24 protein-coding genes and 1 pseudogene are annotated in these 26,371 nt (G+C 58.8%); 14 read left to right on the plus strand and 11 right to left on the minus strand.

The features are described from left to right. Positions 1-231 precede the first annotated feature (231 nt). Positions 232-384, plus strand: coding sequence for a YHYH domain-containing protein (locus ALP40_RS14985; protein WP_223656464.1), 153 nt, complete (start codon positions 232-234; stop codon positions 382-384). Positions 385-489: 105 nt separating this feature from the next. Here the strand turns inward: ALP40_RS14985 and chrA are convergent, their stop codons facing one another. Continuing rightward, positions 490-1,848: a chromate efflux transporter gene (gene chrA / locus ALP40_RS14990; protein ID WP_122209019.1), complete on the minus strand. Its 1,359-nt coding sequence runs from the start codon at positions 1,846-1,848 to the stop codon at positions 490-492. Further along, on the minus strand, positions 1,841-2,785 hold the full coding sequence (locus ALP40_RS14995; protein WP_122209020.1) for a chromate resistance protein ChrB domain-containing protein: 945 nt from the start codon (positions 2,783-2,785) through the stop codon (positions 1,841-1,843). The genes chrA and ALP40_RS14995 overlap by 8 nt, the downstream gene beginning before the upstream one ends. A gap of 632 nt (positions 2,786-3,417) precedes the next feature. On the opposite strand from ALP40_RS14995, the gene ALP40_RS15000 reads away from it, so the two are divergent. Beyond that, positions 3,418-3,651, plus strand: a complete 234-nt coding sequence (locus tag ALP40_RS15000; RefSeq protein WP_122209021.1) for a DUF6124 family protein — start codon at positions 3,418-3,420, stop codon at positions 3,649-3,651. A gap of 40 nt (positions 3,652-3,691) precedes the next feature. Here the strand turns inward: ALP40_RS15000 and ALP40_RS15005 are convergent, their stop codons facing one another. The 4 genes from ALP40_RS15005 to ALP40_RS15020 all read right to left on the minus strand — a co-directional run bounded on the left by ALP40_RS15005 (position 3,692) and on the right by ALP40_RS15020 (position 6,955). Next, entirely contained in the window at positions 3,692-4,849 is a 1,158-nt protein-coding gene (locus tag ALP40_RS15005) for a phosphatidylserine/phosphatidylglycerophosphate/cardiolipin synthase family protein (RefSeq protein WP_122209022.1), read from the minus strand. Between the two features lies 1 nt (position 4,850). Next, positions 4,851-5,432, minus strand: a complete 582-nt coding sequence (locus ALP40_RS15010) for a YceI family protein (protein WP_122209023.1) — start codon at positions 5,430-5,432, stop codon at positions 4,851-4,853. An 81-nt stretch (positions 5,433-5,513) separates the two neighbouring features. Continuing rightward, positions 5,514-5,852 carry an amidase gene (locus ALP40_RS15015; protein ID WP_122209024.1) on the minus strand — a complete coding sequence of 113 codons (339 nt, stop codon included), beginning with the start codon at positions 5,850-5,852 and terminating at the stop codon, positions 5,514-5,516. Then, positions 5,849-6,955, minus strand: a complete 1,107-nt coding sequence (locus tag ALP40_RS15020; protein WP_122209025.1) for a serine hydrolase — start codon at positions 6,953-6,955, stop codon at positions 5,849-5,851. The genes ALP40_RS15015 and ALP40_RS15020 overlap by 4 nt, the downstream gene beginning before the upstream one ends. A 292-nt stretch (positions 6,956-7,247) precedes the next feature. Here ALP40_RS15020 and olsB point away from each other — a divergent pair, with 292 nt between their 5' ends. After that, positions 7,248-8,003 carry an L-ornithine N(alpha)-acyltransferase gene (gene olsB, locus ALP40_RS15025; RefSeq protein ID WP_122209026.1) on the plus strand — a complete coding sequence of 252 codons (756 nt, stop codon included), beginning with the start codon at positions 7,248-7,250 and terminating at the stop codon, positions 8,001-8,003. Beyond that, entirely contained in the window at positions 8,003-8,794 is a 792-nt protein-coding gene (locus ALP40_RS15030) for a lysophospholipid acyltransferase family protein (RefSeq protein ID WP_122209027.1), read from the plus strand. The genes olsB and ALP40_RS15030 overlap by 1 nt, the downstream gene beginning before the upstream one ends. Here ALP40_RS15030 and ALP40_RS15035 read toward each other — a convergent pair. Next, positions 8,725-9,351 (minus strand): ACP phosphodiesterase, encoded by a 627-nt coding sequence (locus ALP40_RS15035; protein ID WP_122209028.1) that lies wholly within the window; start codon positions 9,349-9,351, stop codon positions 8,725-8,727. The two genes, ALP40_RS15030 and ALP40_RS15035, sit on opposite strands and share 70 nt — an antisense overlap. A 164-nt stretch (positions 9,352-9,515) precedes the next feature. On the opposite strand from ALP40_RS15035, the gene ALP40_RS15040 reads away from it, so the two are divergent. From ALP40_RS15040 to ALP40_RS15050, 3 genes are read left to right on the plus strand one after another with little or no spacing between them, the layout of a single operon-like run. Beyond that, the gene (locus tag ALP40_RS15040; RefSeq protein ID WP_122209029.1) at positions 9,516-9,830 is read left to right on the plus strand and encodes a helix-turn-helix transcriptional regulator; all 315 of its coding nucleotides are present in this window, start codon (positions 9,516-9,518) and stop codon (positions 9,828-9,830) included. A gap of 29 nt (positions 9,831-9,859) precedes the next feature. Continuing rightward, positions 9,860-11,026, plus strand: coding sequence for an MFS transporter (locus ALP40_RS15045; RefSeq protein WP_122209030.1), 1,167 nt, complete (start codon positions 9,860-9,862; stop codon positions 11,024-11,026). Positions 11,027-11,047: 21 nt separating this feature from the next. Then, the gene (locus ALP40_RS15050) at positions 11,048-12,097 is read left to right on the plus strand and encodes an alkene reductase (RefSeq protein WP_122209031.1); all 1,050 of its coding nucleotides are present in this window, start codon (positions 11,048-11,050) and stop codon (positions 12,095-12,097) included. 72 nt (positions 12,098-12,169) lie between these two features. Here the strand turns inward: ALP40_RS15050 and ALP40_RS15055 are convergent, their stop codons facing one another. From ALP40_RS15055 to ALP40_RS15070, 4 genes are all read right to left on the minus strand, one after another. Continuing rightward, the gene (locus ALP40_RS15055) at positions 12,170-12,874 is read right to left on the minus strand and encodes a hypothetical protein (RefSeq protein ID WP_122209032.1); all 705 of its coding nucleotides are present in this window, start codon (positions 12,872-12,874) and stop codon (positions 12,170-12,172) included. Positions 12,875-13,020: 146 nt separating this feature from the next. Then, positions 13,021-13,872 (minus strand): ATPase, encoded by an 852-nt coding sequence (locus ALP40_RS15060; protein WP_122209033.1) that lies wholly within the window; start codon positions 13,870-13,872, stop codon positions 13,021-13,023. 85 nt (positions 13,873-13,957) lie between these two features. After that, positions 13,958-14,950, minus strand: coding sequence for an NAD(P)-dependent oxidoreductase (locus ALP40_RS15065; protein ID WP_122209034.1), 993 nt, complete (start codon positions 14,948-14,950; stop codon positions 13,958-13,960). 76 nt (positions 14,951-15,026) lie between these two features. Next, a complete protein-coding gene (locus ALP40_RS15070; protein ID WP_122209035.1) occupies positions 15,027-15,926 on the minus strand; it encodes a LysR family transcriptional regulator ArgP in 900 nt (299 codons plus the stop codon). A gap of 95 nt (positions 15,927-16,021) precedes the next feature. Here ALP40_RS15070 and ALP40_RS15075 point away from each other — a divergent pair, with 95 nt between their 5' ends. From ALP40_RS15075 to ALP40_RS25665, 7 genes and pseudogenes are all read left to right on the plus strand, one after another. Next, positions 16,022-16,624 (plus strand): LysE/ArgO family amino acid transporter, encoded by a 603-nt coding sequence (locus ALP40_RS15075; protein WP_122209045.1) that lies wholly within the window; start codon positions 16,022-16,024, stop codon positions 16,622-16,624. 194 nt (positions 16,625-16,818) lie between these two features. Continuing rightward, positions 16,819-17,400, plus strand: a complete 582-nt coding sequence (locus ALP40_RS15080) for a superoxide dismutase (protein WP_122209036.1) — start codon at positions 16,819-16,821, stop codon at positions 17,398-17,400. A gap of 383 nt (positions 17,401-17,783) precedes the next feature. Further along, positions 17,784-19,835: a bifunctional diguanylate cyclase/phosphodiesterase gene (locus tag ALP40_RS15085; protein ID WP_122209037.1), complete on the plus strand. Its 2,052-nt coding sequence runs from the start codon at positions 17,784-17,786 to the stop codon at positions 19,833-19,835. Between the two features lie 192 nt (positions 19,836-20,027). Then, complete coding sequence (locus tag ALP40_RS15090; protein WP_122209038.1) at positions 20,028-21,395, plus strand: imelysin family protein; 1,368 nt, start codon at positions 20,028-20,030, stop codon at positions 21,393-21,395. 200 nt (positions 21,396-21,595) lie between these two features. Then, a complete protein-coding gene (locus tag ALP40_RS15095; RefSeq protein ID WP_122209039.1) occupies positions 21,596-22,474 on the plus strand; it encodes a DUF4123 domain-containing protein in 879 nt (292 codons plus the stop codon). Further along, positions 22,471-25,950 (plus strand): toxin VasX, encoded by a 3,480-nt coding sequence (locus tag ALP40_RS15100; RefSeq protein WP_122209040.1) that lies wholly within the window; start codon positions 22,471-22,473, stop codon positions 25,948-25,950. Before ALP40_RS15095 ends, ALP40_RS15100 begins: the two co-directional genes overlap by 4 nt. Continuing rightward, positions 25,940-26,371, plus strand: a pseudogene (locus ALP40_RS25665) (hypothetical protein); the annotation flags it as partial. The gene ALP40_RS15100 and the pseudogene ALP40_RS25665, both read left to right, overlap by 11 nt.

Consider the following 26,371-nt stretch of genomic DNA (forward strand, 5'->3'; position numbering starts at 1 on the left):
GCGCCTATCTGGTCACTGAGATTTCCCGAAGATAGAAGAACTACGAGTTTCTCGTTTTCAGATGATTTTGCATCCCCCCTAGGGGGATATGAATTCATCCTAAACCAGAGCCAGAAGTAGCTCAAGAAATAAGCATTCGACCTTTGATCGAAACTCCGGAGAAGTAGCTTGCTCAGTGAAGGCACTTAGCCATACGCTGCCGGACGTGAGACCTCTCACGGATATAAAAATATGAGCAAGGAGCAAGCCCTGATGAAACTGTCCGCCATTTTGATCGCCGCTTTACTTTCGATTACGTCCGTTGCTGCCTTCGCGCACAGCGGCGGCACTGATTCAAAAGGTTGCCATCGCAACCATAAAACCAACGACTACCACTGCCATTAAATGGCAGAAAGCCCAGCGTCAGGCTGGGCTTTGGTGTGAGCTGGTCACTTCAGATATGAAAGGGCCTTGGTGTCTGACGGAGGCTGTTTAATCCGCTCGTGATAGCTAGCGCAACAGATGTACTGCTAGACCAGCGAGCGCACAGGCCATCAGTACCTGAATGACGCCGCGCTTGAAGCGGAACAATGCTATTGCGGCTGCGATGGCGATCAATGCAGAGGGCCAGTCGAGGTTACCGCTGAAGCCTTTCGGCCAAAGCACGTGATACCCGAAGAAGCACGCCAGATTGAGGATCACCCCAACTACGGCGGCGGTGATGGCGGTAAGCGGTGCCGTGAACTTAAGTTCGTTGTGAGTCGACTCAACCAAAGGGCCACCCGCAAGGATGAACAGGAACGAGGGTAAAAAGGTGAACCAGGTCACCAGGGAGGCGGCGACAGCTCCGGCCAGAAACACCTGATCAGCCCCGAACACTTGCGAGACATAGGCCCCGACGAAGCCGACGAAAGCCACCACCATGATCAGCGGCCCTGGCGTGGTTTCCCCCAGCGCAAGACCGTCGATCATCTGTGTCGGGGTTAGCCAGCCATAATGACCGACTGCGCCTTGATAGACATACGGCAGTACGGCATAAGCCCCGCCAAAGGTCAGCAATGCAGCTTTGGTAAAGAACCAGCACATCTGGGTCAGGGTTCCTTCCCACCCAAAGAGCGCGGTCAAAACACCCATCGGCAAAGCCCATAGCACGGCACCAATCAGTGCGAGTGAGGCCAATTTCAACCAGCTGAACCGAGCATGTTCAGGGGACGGCGTGTCGTCATCGATTAAGGCCGAGCCGAAGGATTTTTTGGCGGCGCTATGGCCACCGGCTATGAACTTCTCAGGTGCCAATCGCCCGCCGAGATATCCAATCAATGCTGCCCCTAAGACGATCAGCGGGAACGGAACATTGAATGCAAAGATCGCGGCAAATGAAGCCGCTGCTATCGCCCACAGCCAATTATTCTTCAGTGCCCGAGAGCCGATTCTATGCGCCGCCTGCACCACGATGGCCGTCACGGCGGGCTTGATGCCGTAGAAGAGTCCGGCTACCACGGGTACTTTGCCGAACGCGATATACATCCACGACAGCGCGATCAGGATGAATAGTGAGGGCAGCACAAACAGCGCGCCGGCGATCACGCCTCCCCACGTTCGATGCATCAGCCAACCAATGTAAGTCGCCAGTTGCTGAGCCTCGGGCCCTGGCAACAACATGCAGTAATTGAGGGCATGCAGAAATCTGCGTTCTGAAATCCAGCGTCGCCGCTTCACCAACTCCTGGTGCATGATCGAGATCTGACCCGCAGGCCCGCCGAAGCTAATGAAACCGAGCTTCAACCAGAACCAGAAAGCCTCACACAGACTAATTTGTTCAGGCCTCAACAGATCCGCTTCAACGTCTGGTGCCAGAACTTTACTCATTGGGCTGTTCCTCTTTCACAAACCCGGCGAGCAAGCCGTCGAAAATAGCGCTCGCAGCAGCCAGCAAATGATCGTCATCGGTAATGGTTTCGCGCAGCCCAGCCAGCACCCGCTCAACGCCGGCAGCCTCCACTGGCTGAATACCGCCGATATCGAGGTAGTGCACCAATGCGGCAATCCGGTTTAGGCCTGGCTCCTGAAGTTCAAAGCTGGCTTGCAGGGTTTCGAAAGTCACGCGGTTGCCAACATGGCTGAAGGTCGCATCATCGAAGTCGAAACCCAGTGCATTTACCGGGCAGTCCTGTGGCGTGTTCAGCCAGAGAATCTGAGCGCGGGGGTCAATGAAGCGGCAGATTAACCAGGCACACGCCAGCCGGTCGACCCAGGGACGTTTACGTGTTGCCCAAATACGGCCCTGATAGTCGTCGAGATTGAGTGCCGTTATTGGTTGGTTGCTGCTGTGTGGCTCATCCGGCGACAGAGCTCTACTTACCGCCGTCTCTAGCTCCCGCAACGCCGAATCGATCTGCTGCTTTGGCTTACCTGGGAAGTAATCGATGCTGACCAGTTGATCGTAGGCTTTGCGCAGCTTACGAAGCTGTTTGGTCGTCGCCAGCGCGTTTTCAATACTCAGCTGTCCACGGCATTCTTCGATCTCTGCACCAAGCTTGCCGTAGTCATCGCTACGGTCGAACAACTCGACGAAGCGCTCACCGCTGGGGTCGACGATCGGAAGAACGTAGGCTGTGCCATTGATGGCGAGGATATCGCGCTCGACAGACGTCAGTGCTTCACGGCAGGCGCCAGTGTCTGGCAGCAGATACGCGCCATCGCGCAGAACCGCAGCACCGGAAGCTTTTAATGCACGCCAGGCGCGCATGCGTTCGGTGGCATTGGCAGTGGGTAAGCCAAGAATCAGAGCTAGCCAATGAGTCATGTAGAGTTAGCTATGTATATTGTAATGACTATTACATTAATCTAGATTTTGGCACTTGGAAAGCCGCGCCTCGAAACACAAGTATTGGTGAGTCCGACTGGAGGATGAGTGGTCGTGCGCAAATAAGGGCGTTATGAGCTGCGCGATGTGGTCAGCGACAGAAATGCTTCTTTCATGCGCTTTAGATTTTAAAGGTGAAGGGCCGCTTCTGGCCGAAGGCAGTCAAGCCCTTCGCCATGACAGACGGCAAAAAAGAATTCGGTCTACATTCAAAAACTCGCAAGGCAGCTACCTCAACACCACCCTCCAGCGCCCAATAGCAGGATGCCTCTCTATCCGTTGAGTGAAATTTCCGAGAGAATCCCAACCCCTTGCGCCTGCTTACTCCGGTTTCTAGGCTTGCCCGGTCGCTGCAAAATCAGCGATCAGGTTTGGTAGACCTGTCTTTGCTGGCGCAACGTGTCACCTCTGCGAGGCGAGTTTTTTCGTCCTGCATTTATGGTGGCCGTGCGCATGGCATCTTCGGATGCACCGGGTGCCAGCAGCCGGTCTACCAACTTGCACACGGCCGCCACCTTATCGTTTGGTAGCGATAAATGACGGCTCCTTCATCTGCTGCTGGAGTATCCGAAATGCTTGAAAGAACCATCCCCGATCCACCCGCCACCCTCTACACCATCAACCCATCCGTCTCCCAAGAAGAAGCGCTCAACTACGCCTCGGACCTGTTGCGTTGCATCATCACCACCGCTTACGAATCAGGCGATAACGCCGAGGGCACGAGCCGGGATCTGGTGTTTGCGGTGTTGCACATGGCGGAATTGGCCAAAGCGATGGTGGATCGCTCGCTCGACCATATCGTTTAGCCGAAAAAGACCCGGGGCCGGGACTGGCCCCTTTGGCGTGTCAGTTGCGCCGGTCCAGCAGGTTGACCACCAACCGGTCGATCCAGCCCCAGAGGCGCTGTTTAACCCGCCGCCACAGTGGCCGGGCTTTCCAGTCGGCCAGGGTGGTTTCGGCGCTCAGGGCAAAGTCTTTTTCGAAGCTGGCGACCACGTCTTTCGTCAGCGTCGGGTCGAGGGCTTCGACATTGGCTTCAAGATTGAAGCGCAGGTTCCAGTGGTCGAAGTTGCACGAGCCGATGCTCACCCAGTCGTCGATCAGGACCATCTTCAGGTGCAGGAAGCACGGCTGGTATTCGAAGATTTTCACACCGGCACGTAACAGACGCGGGTAGTAACGATGGCCTGCGTAGCGCACGGACGGGTGATCGGTGCGCGGGCCGGTCAACAGCAAGCGTACATCGACACCTCTACCCGACGCTTTGCGCAGGGCACGGCGTACTTTCCAGGTCGGCAGGAAGTACGGCGTCGCCAGCCAGATGCGTTTCTGGCCGGTGTTCAGGGCGCGCACCAGCGATTGCAGAATGTCGCGGTGCTGGCGTGAATCGGCGTAGGCCACGCGGCCCAGCCCTTGCCCGGCCTCTGGCACGCTGGGCAGGTGCGTCAGGCCAAAGTTCTCTTTGGGGCGCCATGCGGTGCGGCGTGGGTTGACGTGAAACTGTCGGTCGAACAACGCCTGCCAGTCCATCACCAAGGGTCCAGTGATTTCCACCATCACCTCATGCCATTGGCTGACGTCCTTGTCCGGCTCCCAGAATTCATCGGTCACGCCGGTGCCGCCGACCACCGCCAAGGCCTTGTCCACCACCAGTATTTTGCGATGGTCCCGGTAGAGGTTGCGCAGGCCGCGTCGCCAGTGAATCGCGTTGTAGAAGCGCAGGATAACGCCAGCATCGGTCAGCTGTTTGCGCAGCCCGGCATCGAAAGCTTGCGAGCCGAAATCGTCGAACAGGCACCGTACGATCACGCCGCGCCGGCCTGCATCCACCAGCGCCCTCACGATTGCATCGGCGCAGTCACCCGCTTCGACCAGATACAGTTCCAGATCGACCTGCTGCTCGGCGCGGTCGATGGCGGCGATCATGCGGGGGAAGAATGCCGGCCCGTCGATGAGCAGTCGGAATTGGTTGTTTTCACGCCAGGGAAAGATCGCTCCGCTCATGTCAGCGCGCCGTGAAGATCAGCACGGCCCCGACAGGGACCGACAGGCTGATCGCCGTTAAACCTGCGTTGCCACGCAAGGCGCTGAAATCCGGCACCAGATCGAAGTCCTGGGCATGGACCACCAGCGGCTCCAGGGTGACCACTTGAAAGCGTCGGTCATCCAGACGCGTCGCCAGCAATTCGGCGTTGTAGGTGTGGGTCTTGCCGCGCAGGCTGACGGTCAATGGCAGGCGCAGCTCCAGCTGTGCGCCGGGCGCCAGTGCGTTGATGGGGCGCATGTCGAGCCGGGCGTTGATCTGTGCAGCGGGGAATTTATGCACCTGGAACATCTGATCACGCAAACGCTCATCACGCTGAGCGATGCCGGTGCTGACCGACTCCAGCTCCACTTCCACCTCGGCCAGACCTTTTTGGTCGACCTTGCCGTGCAACACCAGGAAGCGATGCACTTCGGCAATGTCGGCGTTCTTGGTGGAGGTGAAGGACAGGCGTGATGACTCGTTATCCAGGTACCAGTTTGCGTGGGCAGGAAGCGCCACTGCGGCCAGCATGACCAGCAGCAGGCGAATAGTGTTGAGCATGCAGACTCCAGGCAGGCAATTGAGGAGCACCTTATCCGCCTGTCAGACCACTGGCAAACCGCTCCGTTCGTCCGCTGCCGGTCAGGGCTTGTCGGGCAACAGGCGACAGCCTTCACGCGGCCCTTGCCACGCGGCGCTGCTGGAGCGTCCCAGGCCACTGGCGACCACTCGTTTCAGCTCCGGCTGGTCGATCAACGTGCTGGGCAGGTACTGCTTGATGTAGGCGCGGCAATAGTCCTCGGGGTTATTCACCACGTAGCGGCACGAGCAGTATTCCTTGGCGGTGTAGGCACTGATGATGGTCGGAAACGCCTGCAGCGCCACGCGGTATTGCCAGATGAGTACAGCGAGCACGGCGAGTATCAGCAACAGCAGGCTGGTGAAGGGACGGCGCAGGATGAACAGTCGACGATTACTCATTGCCCGTTCTCCTTGCCGAATGCTGCCTGGACGCGTTTGAGCATCTGGTCATGGTCGTAGCTGCCGTCTCGGTCGTCGGCATAACGCACGATGACCAGTTTCTGGCTGGGGATCACGTACAGGGCCTGGCCCCAATGGCCCAGTGCGGCGAAGGTGTCAGGGGGTGCGTCGGGCCAGGGTCCGTTGCCACCGTCGGCGGTGCGGTTGAGCCACCACTGTCCGCCGGGGACTTCGACGTTCGCCTGCACTTGCTCACCCTTGAACGGCGTCAGGACGAAGTCCATCCAGGCCTTGTTGAGCAGTGGTTTGTCTTGCCATTGCCCGCCACGCTGCATCAGCAGGCCGATGCGTGCCAGGTCCCGGGCGGTCATGTAGGCATAGGAAGAACCGACGAAAGTACCACTGGCGTCGGTTTCCCAGATGGCGCTGCGGATGCCGAGGGGGTCGAACACGGCGGTCCACGGGTAATTCGGGTAGGCCTGATCACCCACCATTGTTTTCAAGGCGGCGGCCAGTACGTTGCTGTCGCCACTGGAGTACAGGTAGCGGCTGCCGGGTGTGGTGGCGGCTTTATGGCTGGCGGTAAAGCGGGCCATGTCCTCGCGCCCCAGGGTGTAAAGCATCGCTACTACAGACGAATTGAGCGGCGCGTACTCATAGTCTTCCTGCCAATCCAGCCCGGAGGCCCAGTGCATCAGGTCCTTGATTGCGATATCGGGATGAGCCTTGAACGGTTCGTAGAATTTCACCACCGGATCGTCCAATTGATAACGGCCCTGTTCGAAGGCGACGCCCAGCACGGTGGCCATGATGCTTTTGCTAATGGACCAGGTCAGGTGTGGGGTCTGCGCTCTGGTCACGCCTGAATAGCGTTCGTACACGATTTCGCCGTCGTGGATCACCAGCAAGGCGTCAGTGCGCACGCCGTTGCGAGTGGCTTCGTCGCGGGGTGGGAAGGCATAGGTTTCCAGCGCTTCAAGGGCGGGGCTCTGAGGAGTGGGCTGTGAAGACCACTGCTCGCCAGGCCAGGTTTCGGCCAGTGCGTTTAGTGCAGTAGCACCCAGGACAACGAAGAGAAACAGGCGAGCCAACCGAGACAGCATGACGAGTCCTCGCAAAATGATCCGCGCACAGTAGCAGGGGTTTATGACAGGCGTGCAGATGAATGCCTGACGGGCCCTTGCTCCGCATGGGCATGCGGCCGGTGATGCTCTGCGTCACATCAACAGCGGACGCGGAGCGTGGGAAGAATTACCGCCCGCCGCGGCCGTCACACAACCATCACCAAAGCTTCATGGGCATGACACGCCATCTCCCTAGCCTGCACGTACAGCAAAGCGCTTGGACAAATCAGTCGACCGGCCGTTGTTGCATGGCTGGCTCATGGAGATTCGTATGACCCAGATCGCCCGCATTCGTGAAAACACCGCTGAACGCCGTCTTCAGGCCGAACGCCTGATTGGAACGCGAGCCTTGCAGGAAGCACAGGCTCTGCGTTTCAGCGTGTTCAGCGAGGAGTTCAATGCCCGTCTCAACGGTGCAGAACAAGGTCTGGACATCGACGACTACGACGTGCACTGCTCGCACATCGGGGTCCGTGACCTGAACACCGGCCGCCTGGTGGCGACCACGCGGTTGCTCGATCACAAGGCGGCGACCACCCTGGGTCGCTTCTACAGTGAAGAAGAATTCAGCCTGCACGGTCTGGTGCATCTGCAAGGCCCGATTCTGGAACTGGGCCGCACCTGCGTGGATCCGGCCTACCGCAACGGCGGCACTATCGCGGTGTTGTGGAGCGAGCTGGCGGAAGTCCTGAACGAAGGCAGTTACAGCTACCTGATGGGCTGCGCGAGCATTCCGATGCAGGACGGCGGCATTCAGGCTCACGCGATCATGCAGCGCCTGCGCGAACGGTATCTGTGCAACGAGCATCTGCGCGCCGAGCCAAAAAATCCGCTGCCGACGCTCGATCTCCCCAACAACGTCATCTGCGAGATGCCGCCTCTGCTCAAGGCCTACATGCGCCTGGGTGCGAAGATCTGCGGCGAGCCGTGCTGGGATGAAGATTTCCAGGTGGCCGACGTGTTCATCCTGCTCAAGCGCGACGACCTGTGCCCGCGCTACGCGCGTCACTTCAAGGCGGCGGTGTGATGAGTCGGGTCCGCGGCTATGCCCGCGTTGTCCGAGTACTGCTGGTAGTAGCGCTCGGGCTGACCATTGCCGGGGCCTTCGCCGTACTGGAGCGCTTGAAAGTCGGCAGTTCCATGCAGCGTCGTCAGCGCTGGAGCCGCTGGTTCATGGCGCGCCTGAGCAGCGCCCTGCCGTTTCGGGTGACCGTCACTGGCAAGTTGCCGCGCCAGCCAATGCTGTGGGTCAGCAACCACGTGTCATGGACGGACATTGCGCTGCTGGGCATGCTTGCGCCGCTGTCGTTTCTGTCCAAGGCCGAAGTGCGTACCTGGCCGGTCGCAGGCTGGCTGGCATTGAAAGCCGGCACCCTGTTCATCCGTCGCGGTTCGGGCGACAGCCGTCTGATTCAGAAGCAGATGTGCAACCACTTGCAGCAAGGCAACGCGCTGCTGATTTTCCCTGAAGGCACCACCACCGATGGCAAGGGCCTGCGCACCTTCCACGGCCGCCTGCTTTCAAGCGCCATTGAAGCGGGAGTGGCCATTCAGCCGGTCGCGATAGGCTACTCTCGCGACGGCAAACCGGATCCGATTGCGCCGTTCATTGGTGACGATGACCTGCTGTCGCACCTGCGCCGTCTGTTTGCCAACGAACAAAGCGACGTGCATATCCACCTGCTCGCCCCGATTCAAACCGCCGATCAGGAACGTGCCGCCTTGGCGTTCAAGGCGCAGCAAGCGGTTCACGTCGCACTGTTTGGCGAAAGCGTTGAGCCCAAGGAAGTGGTTTCGCGCCCTGCCAAAGCGGCCTGAGCGAAGTCCTGCAACTGCGGATAGAACTCAGCGAAGTCGGCACTGAGGGGTTGGTAAAGCGCTTGCAGCTCCTGCATGCCGCCTGCCAGCCCCTCGGGTCGTGAAAGACGCCGTGATATACCGCCCAGCACCTGTTCCAGCACGCCGAACTCCCGATACGAACCCAGCCAGTCCTGCGCCGCCATGCGCGGTGCGATCTGCGCCAGCCTTTCCGGCAACTGCGGCTCGGCAGCCAATACGCCGTACACCTTGCGCGTGAACGCCTGCAATGGAACATCGGCATAGTGATGCCAGTCACGCGCCAGACAATGGTCGAAAAACACGTCGAGCATGATGCCCGCATAGCGCCGACGCTGCGCCGGGAAGCGGGCGATCGACGCCTTGATCAACGGGTGGCTGTCGGTGAACGCATCAATGCTGCGATGCAACTGAATAGCTGCTTCAAGTTCCGCAGGAAAACGCCCCGGCAGCGGACCTTTGACAAAGTCGCCGTACAGGCTGCCGAGCAATTGAGCGGGTCGATGGCCGCCGAGATGGAGGTGTGCCAGATAATTCATGGGCCCAAGCGTACGCCGCTTTACCGGGCCAGGTCTATATATCGATATAACTCGATATACCGATTCGCGATAGGCTCAGACCAAAATCATATTGGTATATCGCGAAATACAGATATAAAGTTCGCCCCATCGCGATATATCGCTACACCGCCTGTGAGAACGACATGCCTATCGACCTCGACGACATCATAAAAGCCCTGGCTCACCCAGTGCGCCGAGAAATTCTGAACTGGCTCAAGGACCCGCGCACCACGTTTGCGTCGCAGGAGCACTCGATTGAACACGGCGTCTGCGCCGGGCAGATCGACCAGCGTGCCGGCCTTTCCCAGTCCACCGTGTCTGCGCATCTGGCGACCCTGCAACGGGCTGGCCTGATCAGCAGCAAAAAGGTAGGCCAGTGGCATTTCTTCAGACGTAATGAAGAAACCATCCAGGCGTTCGTGCAGGCGCTGGTTCAAGAACTGAACAATCCGACCTGATATTCCCCACTTTCAAAGGAGCCGCCCCCGTGCCTCTTTCGCTACTCATTCTGGCCCTGAGCGCCTTCGCTATCGGCACTACCGAGTTCGTCATCATGGGTCTGTTACCCGATGTGGCGGCTGACCTTGGGGTGTCCATTCCCGGCGCTGGCTGGCTGGTGACCGGCTATGCGCTGGGCGTTGCCATTGGCGCACCGTTCATGGCGATGGCCACCGCCAAACTGCCCCGCAAGGCCGCACTGGTCACGCTGATGGGGATCTTCATCGTCGGCAACTTGCTCTGTGCGCTTGCCAGCGACTATGACGTGCTGATGTTTGCGCGGGTCGTGACGGCCCTGTGTCACGGCGCGTTCTTTGGCATCGGCTCGGTGGTCGCCGCAGGCCTGGTGCCTGCCAATCGTCGCGCGTCTGCCGTGGCCTTGATGTTCACCGGCCTGACACTGGCCAACGTGCTGGGCGTACCGCTGGGAACGGCGCTGGGTCAGTACGCAGGCTGGCGTTCGACGTTTTGGGCCGTGACCGTGATCGGCGTGATTGCCCTGATCGGCCTGATTCGCTTTCTGCCCACCAATCGTGACGAAGAAAAGCTCGACATGCGCGCCGAACTGGCCGCGCTCAAGGGCGCGGGCATCTGGTTGTCGTTGACCATGACGGCGCTGTTTTCGGCGTCCATGTTCACCTTGTTCACCTACGTCGCGCCGCTGCTGGGCGATGTGACAGGCGTCTCGCCTCAGGGTGTGACCTGGACCTTGTTGCTGATCGGACTCGGCCTGACGCTGGGCAACGTGATCGGCGGCAAGATGGCTGACCGCAAGGTGTCGTCGACGCTGATTGCCGTGTTCATCTCGATGGCGGTGATCTCAACGGCGCTGAGCTGGACCAGCGCTGCGCTGATCCCGACCGAGATCACACTCTTTCTGTGGGCCGTCGCCGCCTTTGCCGCCGTGCCTGCGTTGCAGATCAACGTGGTGACCTTCGGCAAGGCCGCGCCCAACCTGGTGTCGACCCTGAACATCGGAGCGTTCAACGTCGGCAACGCATTGGGCGCCTGGGTCGGCGGCAGCGTTATCGCCCACGGCCTTGGCCTGACCCGCGTGCCACTGGCCGCGGCCGTGCTGGCAGTGCTCGCGCTGCTGATCACCCTGATTACTTTTCGCCAGACTGGCAACCCCGATCTGGCTCCGGCTACCCATTAAATACTGACGAGGATTCGACACATGACGACTATCTTTGACCCGATCACCATTGGCGACCTGCAACTGCCCAACCGCATCATCATGGCGCCGCTGACACGCTGCCGCGCCGATGAAGGCCGCGTACCCAACGCGATGATGGCCGAGTACTACGTTCAGCGTGCGTCGGCCGGCCTGATCATCAGCGAAGCCACCTCCGTAACGCCAATGGGCGTGGGCTACCCGGACACTCCCGGCATTTGGTCCAATGACCAGGTGCGTGGCTGGAGCAACATCACCAAGGCGGTACACAACGCTGGCGGTCGTATCGTCCTGCAGCTGTGGCACGTGGGCCGTATCTCCCACCCGCTCTACCTGAACGACGAAACGCCAGTCGCCCCAAGCGCCATTCAGCCCGAAGGCCACGTGAGCCTGGTGCGCCCAATCACCTCGTTCCCGACGCCTCGCGCACTGGAGCAGGCAGAAATCGGTGACATCGTCGACGCCTACCGTGTCGGTGCGGAAAACGCCAAGGCAGCCGGTTTTGACGGTGTGGAAATTCACGGCGCCAATGGTTACCTGCTCGACCAGTTCCTGCAAACCAGTACCAACCAGCGCAACGACCAGTACGGCGGCTCCCTGGAAAACCGCGCTCGCCTGTTGCTGGAAGTGACTGACGCGGCCATTGACGTCTGGGGCGCGGGTCGTGTGGGCGTACACCTGTCGCCGCGCGCCGACCTGCACGACATGGGCGACGACAACCTGGCTGAAACCTTCAGCTACGTGGCAAAGGAGCTGGGCAAGCGCGGTATCGCGTTCATCTGTGCCCGTGAGCGCGACGCCAGCGACAGCATCGGCCCACAACTGAAGAAAGACTTTGGCGGCGTCTACATCGCCAACGAGAAATTCACCAAGGAAAGCGCTAACGCCTGGCTGGCCGAAGGCAAGGCAGATGCGGTCGCATGGGGCGTGCCTTACATCGCCAACCCGGACCTGCCTGAGCGTCTGGCAAGCGACGCGCCTCTGAACGAGCCGCACCCTGAAACCTTCTACGCCAAAGGCCCTGTGGGTTACATCGATTACCCGCGCATGTAATCAGCGTTTGCAGTACAAGAACCCTGACGCACACGCGTCAGGGTTTTTTATTGCCTTAAAGAACCGATCCGGTCACTTGGAAGCGACAGGCTCCGTGACACCTAGCACATTGCCTTCTGCGTCAGTGACAGTGCCATCTACATGCCTCCAGCGGCCATCGGGATAGTTGACCGAGCCGTCGGCAAATACCCACGTACCGTCCTTGTGCAGAACGCTGCCATCAGGGTGTTCGGTGCTTCCATCAGCATGCACCGTTGTGCCGTCGATACTCTGCACGGTGCCGTCAGGACGGGTGACGGATTGGTTGCTGGTATCGGCAATACTGCCGTCCGGATAGCTGACAGTGCCGTCCGGGTTGAAGACACTGTTGAGCGGATGAATGAGTTGCAGCACGCCGGTCGCGGTATTGACGATGCTCAGTAGTTTATCCAGTCGCGAAGGCGGTGCCGGGTCGGCAGGCACCTTCATTTCAACGGGTGGTTTTTCGGTCGGCTTTATAGGTGGTTTGACGGGAGGTTTGACTGGCGGCTTTACAGGCCGCACAACTGGGGGCTTTACAGGAGGCTTGACCGGTGGTCTTACTGGCCGCTCGACCGGGGGCTTGACCGGTGGCTTTACTGGCCGCTTGACCGGTGGCTTTGCTGGCGGCTTGATCACTGGCATGTGGGGCGCCCCTACCAGTTCGTCGCTCGGTGTTGCACAAGAGGTTAATGCAGCCTCATCGAGTGCCTCATTAGTCGCTATCGTGACCGGGCGTGTCGTGTCGATTCCTTTCATTGCTAAAACTCCATGTAATCAATAGAAAGGCGAGGGTATCCGGTCCTCTTGCTGGCGATGCCATATTTATTTAGGGAGCGGGATCTTTTGTAAGGAAGAATAAGAGCACCATCGACCGCTCATACTGCGGCCGGTGGCGCATGGCTTCAACGGCGAGCGTTGAGCTGTTGCGAGAGGTTCTGGATCTGGCTGGTCAGGGTATTGATGTTGCGTGTGACCTGAGCGCGAAACGCGTCGAACTCGGCCGTGTTGCCACCCGCCGATGGAGCCGGACGATTTTCCTGCTCGCTCTTGAGCACGATCAAATCCTGTTCCAGGCGCTCGATGGCCGCCGATGGATTGGGCTGCTTCTTCAAGGTCGCAACGTCCGCTGCCAGACTCTTGAGCTGAGTGTCCAGCTTGCCCTGCTCGGTCTGCGCGGTTTTCAGATCAGGTAGGGCTGCTTTCAGGGCGGTCAGTTCAGTCACCACGCCTTTGAGCTGCTCCTGCAACTGAGCGCTTTCCGTCTGTTGCTGCGTGGTTTGCGCAGCCATCTGCTCCAGTCGCTTGTCGAGACTGCTTTGCTGGCCTGCAACGCCCTCACGCTGTTTGTCCTGGTCTTCCAGTTGCGCTTCCAGCAGTTTGATCCGCTGCTTGAGCGCTTCGCCATCGCTGGACAGCGATTCATTAGCTACGACCTTGCCGGAAATATCCTGCAGGCGCCCTGCCGCTTCCTCACTGATGCGCGCGAAGCTTTCCTGCGTCGCAACCAATTGCTGCTCCATCAGCGACACCTGTTGAAAGCTCCACCATCCAAGGCCGCAGAAGGCGATGAACAGTGCGCCGACCAGCGCCCAAAGCGGTCCGGTGCTCGGGCCTTTCACCTTGACGACAGGCGTCGTGCGCGAATAGACCGTCGTGCGTTCACGTGCCCCTTTGACCGGGACGAAATCATCATCGTCGTCCTTGGCGCTGAGGTTGGGGACGTCATCGACGTCATCGTATGGATCGTTACGCATGAGCAACCCTTCAAGAAGCTGTTGAAACCAAAGCTGGTCAGTATACCAATGGCGCCTGAGTTAATTTCAATGCGCCATCACTGACTCAGCTCGATTGTTGGGCTTTCCACCAGCCGCAAAACTCATCCAGCGCCGCCCAGACACTGACGCGAGGCTGGTAATCCAAATAATGCATGGCACGGCTGATATCAAGCGTGAAGTCCTTATTCATGACCTGCATCCCGAGACGCGACAGCGTGGGTTCAGGTCGACCCGGCCACAGCATGCAGGCGCCTTCGTTGATCGCCGCCGCCGTATACGCAAGGCCGTAGGAACGGTAACGAGTAACCTGAGGCAATTGCATCTGCCGCATCACATAATTGATGGCATCCCACAGCGGGACCGGCGTGCCATTGCTGATGTTGTACGCCTTGCCCAGCGCAGCCCCTGCAGCCAGCAGACTGCTTAACATGGCTTCGTTAAGGTTCTGCATGCTGGTGAAATCCACGACATTCAAACCGTTGCCGACAATCGACAGGCGTTTCTTGCGCTGCATGTTCAGCAGGCGTGGAAAAATGCTGTTGTCGCCTGCGCCGGTGACGAAACGCGGGCGCAGGGCAATCACTTCCAGCCCGAACTCCTCTGCTCCAAACACCTTTTGTTCAGCCAGGTATTTGGTCGCCGCGTAATGGTTGTGAAAACGCTTGGGCACCTGCTCTTCCTTGATACCCCGGTGTGAACGCCCATCGAAATAGATGGAAGGCGACGAAAGATGGACCAGCCTTCGCACCCTTTGTTTCAGGCAGCCCTCGACAATGTTCTCGGTCACTTGCACGTTGCCCTGCACGAAATCCTGACGTCGGCCCCACACACCGACAGAGCCTGCGCAGTGCACAACAGCCTCTACGTCATCACACAGCGCTCTGACCAGCTGCGGGTCACTCAGGTCGCCCTGCACGAACTCGGCACCGCGTCTGACGAGGTGTTCAACGCCTTCGGCACGGCGGCCATTGATCCGGACGCTCATTCCCTGCTCCAAGGCGAAACGCGCGAAGCGTCCACCAATAAAGCCGCTTGCGCCGGTAACCAGAATCTTCATTTACCGCTCCATTGACGCATCTGCGAGACAGGATGAACCCTACCCGCATTGAATTCATAGATGAATGTACTGACGCTCACTTGCCGCCAGGCGGCACGAGCCAACGACCTGACTTTTGCGCCAGGTGCTCGGTCAGCCGGTTTAGCAACTGACCGCCGTTGCGCCAATGGTGCCAGTACAGCGGCACATCGATATAGCGCTCAGGCACCAGTTCACGCAATGTGCCACTGCGTAGCTGCTCCGAAACCTGCAACTCCGGCACAAGCCCCCAACCAAGCCCTGCCTCGATCATGCGCATGAAGCCTTCCGAGGAGGGGCACAGGTGGTACTTGAAACCACCATCCACACCAAACAGCGCCAGATAGCGATGCTGGAGGAAGTCATCCGGCCCGAACACCAGCGCCGCCGAGCGCGCCAGTTTCTCAGGGGTTACACCCTCGGCAAAATGCCGCTCGATAAATGACGGCGACGCCAGCGCACGATAGCGCATGGCGCCCAGCGCCTGACTACGCGCCCCGGCCACCGGCCTTTCGCTGCCGCACAGACATGCAGCCACCTCACCTGCCCGCATGCGCTTGAGCCCGACATCCTGATCTTCGACAACCATGTCCAGCAACAAGTGATGCGCGGCACAAAAGTCTCCTACAGCCTTCGCCCACCAGGTCGCAAGGCTGTCGGCATTCAAGGCGATGCGCAGTCGTTCAGGCATGCCCTCCTCGTCCAGCGCAGGCACCTGGCTTTGCAGGTCGCGCTCGAGCAGACGCACCTGCTGCACATGGTTGAGCAAGCGGCGTCCGATATCGGTCGGGCTCGGCGGCGTTGCGCGCACCAACACCGGCTGACCAATGCGCGCCTCAAGGAGCTTGATGCGTTGCGAGACAGCCGACTGGGACAGCCCCAGCACTTGGGCTGCGCGCTCGAACCCGGCCTGTTCGATGACAGCGGCAAGTGCCGAGAGCAATTTGTAATCAAACATCAGTTTTCCTAATGAGCGATCAGGATTATTGGTTTTCCTTATACAGCGTCCAGCCCCAGAATCGCCACCTGAACCTGAATTTCGGAGCTCACTTCATGTGGCAAAGCTATCTCAACGGTCTGCTGGTAGCAGCGGGATTGATCATGGCCATCGGCACGCAAAACGCATTCGTGCTGGCACAAGGTCTGCGCCGTGAGCATCACGTTCAGGTGGCGCTGCTCTGCATCGTCTGTGACGCGATACTGATCGCCGCCGGGGTGTTCGGTCTCGCCAACGTGCTGGCCCAGAACCCGACCCTGCTGGCCATTGCGCGCTGGGGGGGTGTGATCTTTCTGAGCTGGTATGGATTTCAAGCGCTGCGTCGTGCCTGCTCGTCGCAAGGTCTAGAAAACAGCGCGGTCGTCGGCGTACGCTCGCGGCGCGCCGTTTTGCTCAGCGCGCTGGCCGTGACGCTGCTCAATCCGCATGTCTATCTGGACACGGTACTGCTGATCGGTTCGCTGGGCGCGCAGCAGGCGGTGCCGCAAGCCTACGTGGTTGGCGCGGCCAGCGCCTCGTTCTTGTGGTTCTCAAGCCTGGCAATCGGCGCGGCGTGGCTGGCGCCCTGGCTGGCCCGCCCTGCCACTTGGCGCCTGCTGGACGTGATGGTCGCCGTCATGATGTTTGCCGTCGCGATCCAGCTGATTCGTGGTGCATAAAACGCTTTTGGTGACCATCGGATCAACAAAGCTGGAACCTCTTTCCCACACAGTTGTTGCGTGGTTATGCCGCAGGCCCGGTGCTATAGTCCGGGGTCTGCGCCGCAAAAGAGTAAAACTCCCGGTGCATGCTGTATCTGGCCGCCCGTGATCGGCCGTGCGATTACCGCAATTGACCTGAAAGGAGATAAACCATGGCTTTTGAATTGCCGCCACTGCCCTACGCCAAAGACGCTCTGGCACCGCACATTTCCGCGGAGACACTGGAATATCACCACGACAAGCACCACAACACCTACGTCGTGAACCTGAACAACCTGGTGCCTGGCACCGAGTTCGAAGGCAAAACCCTGGAAGAGATCATCAAGACCTCCTCGGGCGGTATCTTCAACAACGCCGCTCAAGTCTGGAACCACACCTTCTACTGGGAATGCCTGGCGCCAAACGCTGGCGGCCAACCGACCGGCGCACTGGCTGACGCCATCAATGCTGCGTTCGGTTCGTTCGACAAATTCAAGGAAGAGTTCAGCAAGACTTCCATCGGCACCTTCGGCTCCGGCTGGGGCTGGCTGGTGAAGAAAGCGGACGGTTCCCTGGCACTGGCAAGCACCATCGGTGCCGGCAACCCGATGACCAGCGGTGACACGCCTCTGCTGACCTGCGACGTCTGGGAACACGCCTACTACATCGACTACCGCAACCTGCGTCCGAAGTATGTAGAAGCGTTCTGGAACCTGGTGAACTGGGACTTCGTGGCCAAGCAATACGCTGCCTGATTTCCAGCCTCATCAAAAACCCGGCCCTGTGCCGGGTTTTTTATTGCCGCCGTTAAGCGCTCTGCCCTTGGAGCTTGATACCCGCAATACCATCGACGTCTCGTCATTAAGCCACTCAAATGCGTGAATGCAGCAGTTTTTCACGTATAACCGTAATGTGTGGTATTGCCAGAAAACGTTAGCTGACTAATATCACGAAACAGTTCTTTTACAGCGTTGCGCTCAAGTAACACCCGCAACCGTCCGACACACAGGGATCGCACAGGTCCGTCAGTCAGGCGGCAGCGCAGGGGAAGAGGGATCAATCGGGTACGGCCGTCTTTATCACCCGTTTTCAAGGGTGACTGGGCGATACGTCTGCGACTTGAATTAAGGAACGGCCATTGAAGCTGGAACTCAAGAACAGCTTGTCGGTTAAGTTGCTGCGCGTGGTGCTGCTCTCGGCGTTTTTCGTCGGCGTGGTATTGAGTTGCGCACAGATCGTTTACGACGCCTACAAGACCCACCAGGCAGTGGCGAGCGATGCCGAACGCATCCTGGACATGTTCCGGGATCCGTCCACTCAAGCCGTCTACAGCCTGGACCGTGAGATGGGCATGCAGGTCATCGAGGGCCTGTTTCAGGACAATGCCGTGCGCATGGCCTCCATCGGGCATCCAAACGAAACGTTGCTGGCCGAAAAAGACCGACCGCTCAAGGCCTCATCGACACGCTGGCTGACAGACCTCATTCTCGGTCAAGAGCGCAGCTTTACCACGCAACTGGTGGGACGCAGCCCGTACAGCGAATACTACGGTGATCTGCGGATCACGCTGGATACGGCCAACTACGGCGAAGGCTTCATCATCAATGCCGTGATCATTTTCATTTCCGGCGTGCTGCGTGCGCTGGCGATGGGCCTGGTGCTGTATCTGGTCTATCACTGGTTACTGACCAAACCTCTTTCCAAAATCATTGAGCACCTCACGGCCATCAACCCCGACCGCCCCAGTGAACACCAGTTGCCCCTGCTCAAGGGCCACGAGAAAAACGAGCTGGGCATTTGGGTCAACACTGCCAATCAACTGCTGGCCTCGATCGAGCGCAACACCTACCTGCGCCATGAAGCGGAAAGCAATCTTCAGCGTATGGCGCAGTACGATTTTCTGACCGGGCTGCCCAACCGTGTGCAGTTGCAGATGCGCCTGGACAACATTCTGGAGAACGCCGGACGACAGCAGCACCGGGTCGCCGTGCTGTGTGTCGGCCTGGATGACTTCAAGGGCATCAACGAACAATTCAGCTATCAGGCAGGCGACCAACTGCTGCTGGCCCTGGCGGATCGATTACGCGCCCACAGTGGCCGCCTGGGTGCATTGGCGCGCCTGGGCGGTGATCAGTTCGCGCTGGTGCAGGCCGATATTCAGCAGCCTTACCAAGCCGCGGAGTTGGCGCAGAAGATACTCGACGAACTGGAAGCGCCTTTTGACCTGGACGGGCAAGCCATTCGGCTGCGCGCCACCATCGGCATCACGCTGTTCCCGGAAGACGGTGATAGCCCCGAGAAGCTGTTGCAGAAAGCCGAACAGACCATGACCCTGGCCAAGGCACGCTCACGCAATCGCTATCAGTTCTACGTCGCCAGTATTGACTGCGAGATGCGTCGACGCCGCGAGCTGGAGAAAGACCTGCGCGAGGCGCTGCCCCGCGATCAGCTGTACCTGGTCTATCAGCCACAGATCAGCTATCGCGATAACCAGATCGTGGGCGTGGAAGCCTTGATCCGCTGGCAACACCCCGAGCACGGTCTGGTGCCGCCGGATGTGTTCATCCCGCTGGCCGAACAGAACGGCACCATCATCACGCTCGGCGAATGGGTGCTGGATCAGGCCTGCCGCCAATTGCGTGAATGGCACGATCAGGGCTTCACCGAGCTGCGCATGGCCGTCAACCTGTCCACCGTGCAGCTGCACCACGCCGAGCTGCCACGGGTGGTGAACAACCTGCTGCAAATCTATCGCCTGCCACCGCGCAGCCTGGAACTGGAGGTCACTGAGACAGGCCTGATGGAAGACATCACCACTGCCGCCCAGCATCTGCTCAGCCTGCGTCGCTCCGGCGCGCTGATCGCCATCGATGATTTCGGGACTGGCTACTCCTCATTGAGCTACCTGAAGAGCCTGCCGCTGGACAAGATCAAGATCGACAAGAGCTTTGTGCAGGACCTGATCGACGACGACGATGACGCGACCATCGTGCGCGCCATCATCCAGTTGGGTAAGAGTCTGGGCATGCAGGTGATTGCCGAGGGTGTCGAAACCGTCGAGCAGGAGGCGTACGTGATTTCCGAGGGCTGCCATGAAGGCCAAGGCTACTTCTATAGCAAGCCGCTGCCTGCCCGCGATCTGCTCGCGTACCTGAAGCAGGACCAGCGCAATCACGCGGCGATTCATTGAGCCCTTTCTATCGCGTGTACAGCTCGTAATGCCGCCTGCCGGGGATCTTGAAACCGACTGTTACACGCTGCCGGGTAGCTGATCACGACGCGACGGGCGTTTTGCCTTTACACCGAATGCAAATCTTTCGCATTATGTCGCAGATTTTCTGGGCGCTCGCCGCCATAAACCCTATAGACGCAGGATTCCGTCATGATTCGTATGCCTCTGGCTACCGCCAGTCTGCTGGCCATCGCTATCTCTCTCGCCGGTTGTGGCGAAGGCAAGGACAAGGCCGCAGCCCCGGCACCCGCCGCGACCCCGGCCGCTCCCGCTACTGCTGCGGCACCGGCGACACCCGCCGCGCCTGCCACGTCTGCAGCGACCCAGACTGACGACGCAGCGGCCAAAGCGGTCGTGGCGAACTACGCCAACATGGTTTCCGCCGTCTTCAGCGATGCCGAGGCCGGTGCGAAGAAACTGAGCACGGCAGTCGATGCGTTTCTGGCCAAGCCGAACGACGAAACGCTGAAGGCCGCCCGTGACGCCTGGGTCGCTGCACGCGTACCTTACATGCAGAGCGAAGTGTTCCGCTTCGGCAACACCATCATCGACGACTGGGAAGGACAGGTGAACGCCTGGCCACTGGACGAAGGCCTGATCGACTACGTCGCCAAGGATTACCAGCATGCCCTGGGCAACCCAGGCGCGACCGCCAACATCATCGCCAACACTGAAATCCAGGTCGGCGAAGACAAGGTCGACGTCAAGGACATCACCTCCGAGAAACTCGCCAGCCTGAACGAACTGGGCGGTTCGGAAGCCAACGTGGCGACCGGCTACCACGCCATCGAATTCCTGCTATGGGGCCAGGACCTGAACGGCACCGGCCCTGGCGCAGGCAATCGTCCAGCCAGCGATTACCTTGAAGGCGCAGGCGCTACTGGCGGCCACAACGACCGTCGTCGCGCGTACCTGAAAGCCGTTACCGATCTGCTGGTGAGCGATCTTGAAGAGATGTCCGGCAACTGGAAAGCCGGTGTCGCGGACAACTACCGCGCCACCCTGGAAGCCGAGTCCGGCGTGGATGGCCTGCGCAAGATGCTGTTTGGCATGGGTAGCCTGTCGTTGGGTGAACTGGCTGGCGAGCGCATGAAAGTGGCGCTGGAAGCCAACTCCAGCGAAGACGAGCACGACTGCTTCAGCGACAACACGCACAACTCACACTTCTACAACGGCAAAGGCATTCGCAACGTTTACCTGGGCGAGTACACCCGCACCGACGGCACAAAGATCAGCGGCCCGAGCCTCTCATCGCTGGTCGCCAAGGCCGACCCTGCAACCGACGCCACCCTGCGCGCCGACCTGGACGACACCCAGGCCAAGTTGCAAGCCATCGTCGACCACGCCAACAAAGGTGAGCACTTCGATCAGTTGATCGCCGCAGGCAATACCGCTGGCAACGAGGTTGTCCGCGACGCCATCGCCGCACTGGTCAAACAGACCGGCGCCATCGAGCAGGCCGCAGGCAAGCTGGGCATCACCGATCTGAACCCGGACAACGCCGACCACGAGTTCTGATACGCGACTGCGTTTGATGCACGATAGAAATGCCGGTCTCACTGACCGGCATTTTTTTGTCTGGCCGATGTGAATAGCGGGGCCTGCCAATGACTTTTCAGCGCTACCTGTAGGGCCTTTCCTAAACGCTGTTTAGCGTATTGATTGGGCTCGTGGCAGAGACGACTATCCGCGCCTCTTGCCCCCGCCCAGGCGCGCTCATGCTCGAATTTGAAATCGACCGTCACGGTCTGCCGTGGTCGAAACACGCTTACCTGCTGCTCAACGCGATCAACGCCCCCGACTTGAGGAGGAAAATCTGTGAGTGGGAGGTCAGTGAAGCCAGCACGATGCTGTTTCTGCAGACCCGATTCAGCGGGCTTCTGGACTGCTCTCCGGCACTGATCCAGATTGATGGTCCTCACGATCCGATGCTTGCGCACTTTCTGGCCCACGCTCGCGATGAATGGGGACTGCTGCTGTTCAGCAACGTCGACCGAAAGACGCTCATTCATCATTTGCGCTGGCTGATGTTCGTCGATCAGCCGAGCGGAAGGTCCTGTTACCTGAACCTTTCAGACCCGCCGGTGGCCAACGCCCTGTTCGGTCTGGACGACGCTGACCACCGTCTGTTCGGTCCAATCGATCAACTGCACGCTGCCGACAAGACGACCAAACGCTGGCACGCCCACTCGCGACGCGGCGAAGCGGTGCCTCCTGCATTCACCGTTCCGTATCGCTTGAGCACCGAGCAGATCGACGCGCTGCGGAATGTTGCCTTTCGCCAGGTCGTCATCAACCTCGACCGGCATCTGCTTCGTTTTTTCCCGGGCTACCTGCCTGACGCGCCCTTGAAATCGCGTCACGAACAGGTGCTCGCGTTGGCCAATACCGCTTACGACAACGGTTTTAAAAGCGAAGCCGACGTCTTCCATTACGCCAACGTAATGGGCTTTCTCGCCACCCAGCCGGACGATTCGCATCCCGATATCAGAGCACTCCTGTCAAACACCTCTGCGCTCCCCCCTTCGCAGCGTATCGAACAGGCCAACTGGCTCGTGGTGCAGCGCACTCGCGAGCAGGAAGAGGGTGCGCAATGAACCCGGAAGAAAGTCCCAAAAGACTCGCTGCGATGGATAAAGCCTTCTGGGAGTCCAGAGACAAAAGCCATGTCGATACGCGCAGTAACGCCAACACCTGCCCGCCCCCAACCCACAACATCCAGTTGCTGCCGCTGCGTTACGGTCGGGTGGAACGGCTTCAGAGTCAGCACGACTCGGCGCTTTACACAGGCCTCAAGCGCCCTTTGGGCCTGCGTTTGCTTCGGGATGGTTACCTGTATGTCATTGATGAAAGCAGCGGCTATCTGCACGAGTATCGGGTCGAGCAAGGCGTACCCACCAAGCTGCTCTGGCAAGGCCCCGAGGTGGTTCAGGACATCCGGCAAAACACCACGGGAGAACACGCACTGATCTTTGCCAAAGACACCACCCTGTATGTCGCCTACTCGGAACTGCAATGGACCGCCGCCAAATGCGCTCATGTACTGGGCAGTGCGGCGGACCGTTTCTACTTCATGCAGAAAGTGGATCTGGCCGAAGCCGACTGCCTTGAAGGCGGCGTTCATCTGCGGGTCGAAAAACAGATCCGCGAACAGCTCGCCGAGCTGGCAGAACTGCCTGCACCGCAATGCTTGATACCGGACATGCCCGACGAAGAGCAGCGCGATTACGCTTGGGAGCACTTGCCGTTGTTTCGGGAAGCCCACATCGGCGAGCTTAAACACGCGCTCAACGCGACTTACGAAAAAAGCCATCTGTATTTGGTACTCGACGACAGCATCGGCATCCTGCGCGATCTGGCCGAAGAGCAGGACACCATCGTCGGATGGATTGAAGAATGGCGTGAGCGAAACGACAACGAAACGCGCTTTCTCACCGCCACCTATATCGACACGCTGATGACTGTGGGCGACACCAATGCCCGACAGGTCAAGCCCGACTCAACGCTGCTGAAAAAGACTACGTCACAACAGCGCTCGCACATTTACGACTACCTCAACGCTCGCAATCAGTGGCGTCGGGAGAAAAGTCTAGGGCCCGAACAGGTCGCCAACACACCCGGCCAGTACTCGTCCATGCGAGGCGACGTCTATCAAGAGCGACCCCAAACCCGATTTGCCAGACTGGACATGGATAACAAACAGTCGCAAATGGCGTCGTCGCTGGGCGACAAACTGCATGGGGAACTGGAGGACGACATCAAGGCCCTCGATGAACACAGCCAGGGCCTGTTGAACGGCGTCGGGCTGGGGTCACGGGGCATCAACGATCTGATTCGTCATGACGAAATGCAACGCTATCTGTCGCAGGAGCGTTCGCACCTCAAGCGCTGGACGCAACGACTGGATGACATCACTCACGACCGGGGCAGGCTGTTCACTCAGGGCGAGTTTTACCGAAGTGCCTGGTACTTCGACCCGGATCATCCCGACCAGTTGAAAAGCGCACTGGCGATGGAGCTCAACTGCACGCGCGATCTTTGCCGCACCGAAGAAAGCCTGCAGAAAGTCAGCGACTATTTTCACGACAACCCGCATTACGTCCTGCCGGTGTTTTACGGACGCCTGAATCTGGATTTCCTGCGCTCCAAGTCTGGCGACCTGATCAAGTGGCTGGATGACGTCAGAAACTTTGGCGCTGCCCTCGTTGATGCTCAGGACCGTATCACCAAGGTCAGCCACATCATGGGCTACCACTGGACCAACAGCCTCAATCTGCCTGCCGTTGCACGGCCGCTGCATCAGGCGGTGATCGCCAGCTACATCCCTTCCATCGCCCTGCGCATGAACCACTGGCTGGAGGAAATGCACAGCAGGCTCAACGACACGGAAGTACGTCAGCATCTGAACACATTTTCGAAGCAGAACAATCGGGCGCAACGCCTGGGCGCGCTGGTGGCCATGCAGCAGGAAGCCGTCACGCTGAGCGTTGCCAATGAAACAGACGTACAGAAATACCGTGACGCGTTCGTGCGCCTCAACCACCTGATCGCGGCCGAGAACGATCTGATCCGCGAGCGAACCCGTCTGAGCAAACTGATCAGCAAACGCTCACTGACTTCCGCCCAACGCAACGCGCTTGTGTACGACAGACAATACAACCAGCAGCAGTTGCTACAGACACGCAACGAGCTAGCCGCCGTCCGCCATGAACTCGAGCGCGCCATAACCCCGACGGGCAGGCCCATCAATGGGTCAATCGGGGTGAAGTTGAACATCAGCGATGCGCAGTTGCGGGTTCTGGACGATGAGATTGCGCGTCTTAGGACCGGACCGATTAGAGGTTATGGCACTTCGGGAGCCGCTTGGAACGCCTTTAAAGGCAGCTGGTTTCCGTTGTTGGCGGTGACGTTGCAGATTAGGAATTTGGGGGAGGCTTGGGCTGTTTGGCATAGGACGGGAGGCGATAGGTCTATCAGAGACCTGGCAATAGTATCGGGGACTTTATCAGCCCCCACAGCAGCAGCGATTTCAGTTTACCAATCAGTTCATATCGCGTTGGTCGACAACGTATTACAGGGACTGGCACGAAACCCTGCCGGAACGGCGGGGGGATTATTTGCGGTCCAGCTGGGGAAACTAGGTCTGGGTTTGGGTGCTTTCATCGCGCCACTCAGCCTGTTGGGTGCCGTAGGCACAACATTGAACAACTGGGAAAAATGGAACACAGCGCTGGATCTTGGCACAACGGGGGAACAATCCGGTGCCGGGATGGCGCTGGTAGGCGATATCGGATCTACCGCTGTTAACTCGATACTAACTGGCCATGCCGGCATTGAACTATATGGCCTCTTTAGAGAAGTCAGAGCAGCACCTTTAGCAGAGCGAACGTTGGTCGCCAGCCTGGCTTGGGCAACACGAGGCCCACGCTTTCTGCGTTTTTGGATGAGCACCAATCCGTGGGGACTCCTCTTCACCGCGCTGCAATTGGGCGGTGAATCGCTTTATAACTATTTCAACCTGGATGATCAGCAGCGCTGGTTGCTCAGCTCTCTCTGGGGCAAGGAAACTGAGGGCTGGGATTGGCCCGCTCATGCGCAAAAGCTCGCTGAGGCTAACTTGCGCCCCACTTTCATCGACAAGGGCATGATTCGTCGCGAGATTGATGGCGAATCTGTGCGCAGCCTGCAATTGGTATTGCCCGGTCTGACCTGGGCCAGCTTCGACGACACTTCATTACGATGGTCGGCCGAGTTGCGTAACCTGTCCGATAAACAGGATGTCAGCGAGGTCCTCCGCCAAGGGCTCTCGATAGTCGTGGCATCTCCCTTGATTCTTGCACTGGAAGTTCCGAACAGCTGGCAAAGCCATCACGCGCAGTTGCTTCTACGCTTGGCGGTCAAACCTTCATTGGTAACAACTTACCTGAAAGCCGCTGAAGGCTACCTGACTTACCGCATTCCGCTTGGCATGGACATAGTGAGCAAACCTGTCAACGCATCGACCGACGAACCTGCAGAGAACCGCCAACTTCCAGCAACACAGATTACAAGGGAACGTTTGAATGACATCTGACAAATATGACCGACTACCAAAAGCCGGTGATACGGAGAATGACCCCGGCACTGAGGTATTTTACCTCGCACCTTGGCCAGTACCAACGGGTGTAGCAGCCTTCAGTTCGCGTAGTCTTCATCAATATGCTAATGACACCTACCTAGATTTTGGACTAAGTTGCGCAACAGTAGAGTTTGCAGTGCGCTGTTACATAGGATCGGTCATGTCCTTCGTAATTTTATTTATTCTAATATCAATAGGGTTGGGCATTGATGATCACTTCCGATTTGGAGCACCCGTTTTTGAAATTTTCCTGACTTTATTTCTGCCAAATTATTATCTTTGGGGGTTCGTGGGTGGTTTGGCTCTGATGTATATCTACTGTTTCGCTCAAGCCGTCTACCCGCACTCCAACATCCCCCCCACCCGCTTCAACCGC

The organism is Pseudomonas viridiflava (assembly GCF_003702045.1).
Taxonomy (GTDB): Bacteria; Pseudomonadota; Gammaproteobacteria; order Pseudomonadales; family Pseudomonadaceae; genus Aquipseudomonas; species Aquipseudomonas viridiflava_C.

Bases quoted from the DNA above. Each gene is read 5' to 3' on its own strand.
- ALP40_RS15035 (WP_122209028.1), bottom strand. From the start codon at position 9,351: ATGAATTATCTGGCACACCTCCATCTCGGCGGCCATCGACCCGCTCAA.
- ALP40_RS15030 (WP_122209027.1), top strand. From the start codon at position 8,003: ATGAGTCGGGTCCGCGGCTATGCCCGCGTTGTCCGAGTACTGCTGGTA.
- ALP40_RS15060 (WP_122209033.1), bottom strand. From the start codon at position 13,872: ATGCGTAACGATCCATACGATGACGTCGATGACGTCCCCAACCTCAGC.
- ALP40_RS15005 (WP_122209022.1), bottom strand. From the start codon at position 4,849: ATGAGCGGAGCGATCTTTCCCTGGCGTGAAAACAACCAATTCCGACTG.
- ALP40_RS15075 (WP_122209045.1), top strand. From the start codon at position 16,022: ATGTGGCAAAGCTATCTCAACGGTCTGCTGGTAGCAGCGGGATTGATC.
- ALP40_RS15095 (WP_122209039.1), top strand. From the start codon at position 21,596: ATGCTCGAATTTGAAATCGACCGTCACGGTCTGCCGTGGTCGAAACAC.
- ALP40_RS15020 (WP_122209025.1), bottom strand. From the start codon at position 6,955: ATGCTGTCTCGGTTGGCTCGCCTGTTTCTCTTCGTTGTCCTGGGTGCT.
- ALP40_RS14985 (WP_223656464.1), top strand. From the start codon at position 232: ATGAGCAAGGAGCAAGCCCTGATGAAACTGTCCGCCATTTTGATCGCC.
- ALP40_RS15055 (WP_122209032.1), bottom strand. From the start codon at position 12,874: ATGAAAGGAATCGACACGACACGCCCGGTCACGATAGCGACTAATGAG.
- ALP40_RS15070 (WP_122209035.1), bottom strand. From the start codon at position 15,926: ATGTTTGATTACAAATTGCTCTCGGCACTTGCCGCTGTCATCGAACAG.
- ALP40_RS15040 (WP_122209029.1), top strand. From the start codon at position 9,516: ATGCCTATCGACCTCGACGACATCATAAAAGCCCTGGCTCACCCAGTG.
- ALP40_RS15090 (WP_122209038.1), top strand. From the start codon at position 20,028: ATGATTCGTATGCCTCTGGCTACCGCCAGTCTGCTGGCCATCGCTATC.
- ALP40_RS15100 (WP_122209040.1), top strand. From the start codon at position 22,471: ATGAACCCGGAAGAAAGTCCCAAAAGACTCGCTGCGATGGATAAAGCC.
- ALP40_RS15065 (WP_122209034.1), bottom strand. From the start codon at position 14,950: ATGAAGATTCTGGTTACCGGCGCAAGCGGCTTTATTGGTGGACGCTTC.
- ALP40_RS15080 (WP_122209036.1), top strand. From the start codon at position 16,819: ATGGCTTTTGAATTGCCGCCACTGCCCTACGCCAAAGACGCTCTGGCA.
- ALP40_RS15010 (WP_122209023.1), bottom strand. From the start codon at position 5,432: ATGCTCAACACTATTCGCCTGCTGCTGGTCATGCTGGCCGCAGTGGCG.
- ALP40_RS15015 (WP_122209024.1), bottom strand. From the start codon at position 5,852: ATGAGTAATCGTCGACTGTTCATCCTGCGCCGTCCCTTCACCAGCCTG.
- ALP40_RS15050 (WP_122209031.1), top strand. From the start codon at position 11,048: ATGACGACTATCTTTGACCCGATCACCATTGGCGACCTGCAACTGCCC.
- chrA (WP_122209019.1), bottom strand. From the start codon at position 1,848: ATGAGTAAAGTTCTGGCACCAGACGTTGAAGCGGATCTGTTGAGGCCT.
- ALP40_RS15000 (WP_122209021.1), top strand. From the start codon at position 3,418: ATGCTTGAAAGAACCATCCCCGATCCACCCGCCACCCTCTACACCATC.
- olsB (WP_122209026.1), top strand. From the start codon at position 7,248: ATGACCCAGATCGCCCGCATTCGTGAAAACACCGCTGAACGCCGTCTT.
- ALP40_RS14995 (WP_122209020.1), bottom strand. From the start codon at position 2,785: ATGACTCATTGGCTAGCTCTGATTCTTGGCTTACCCACTGCCAATGCC.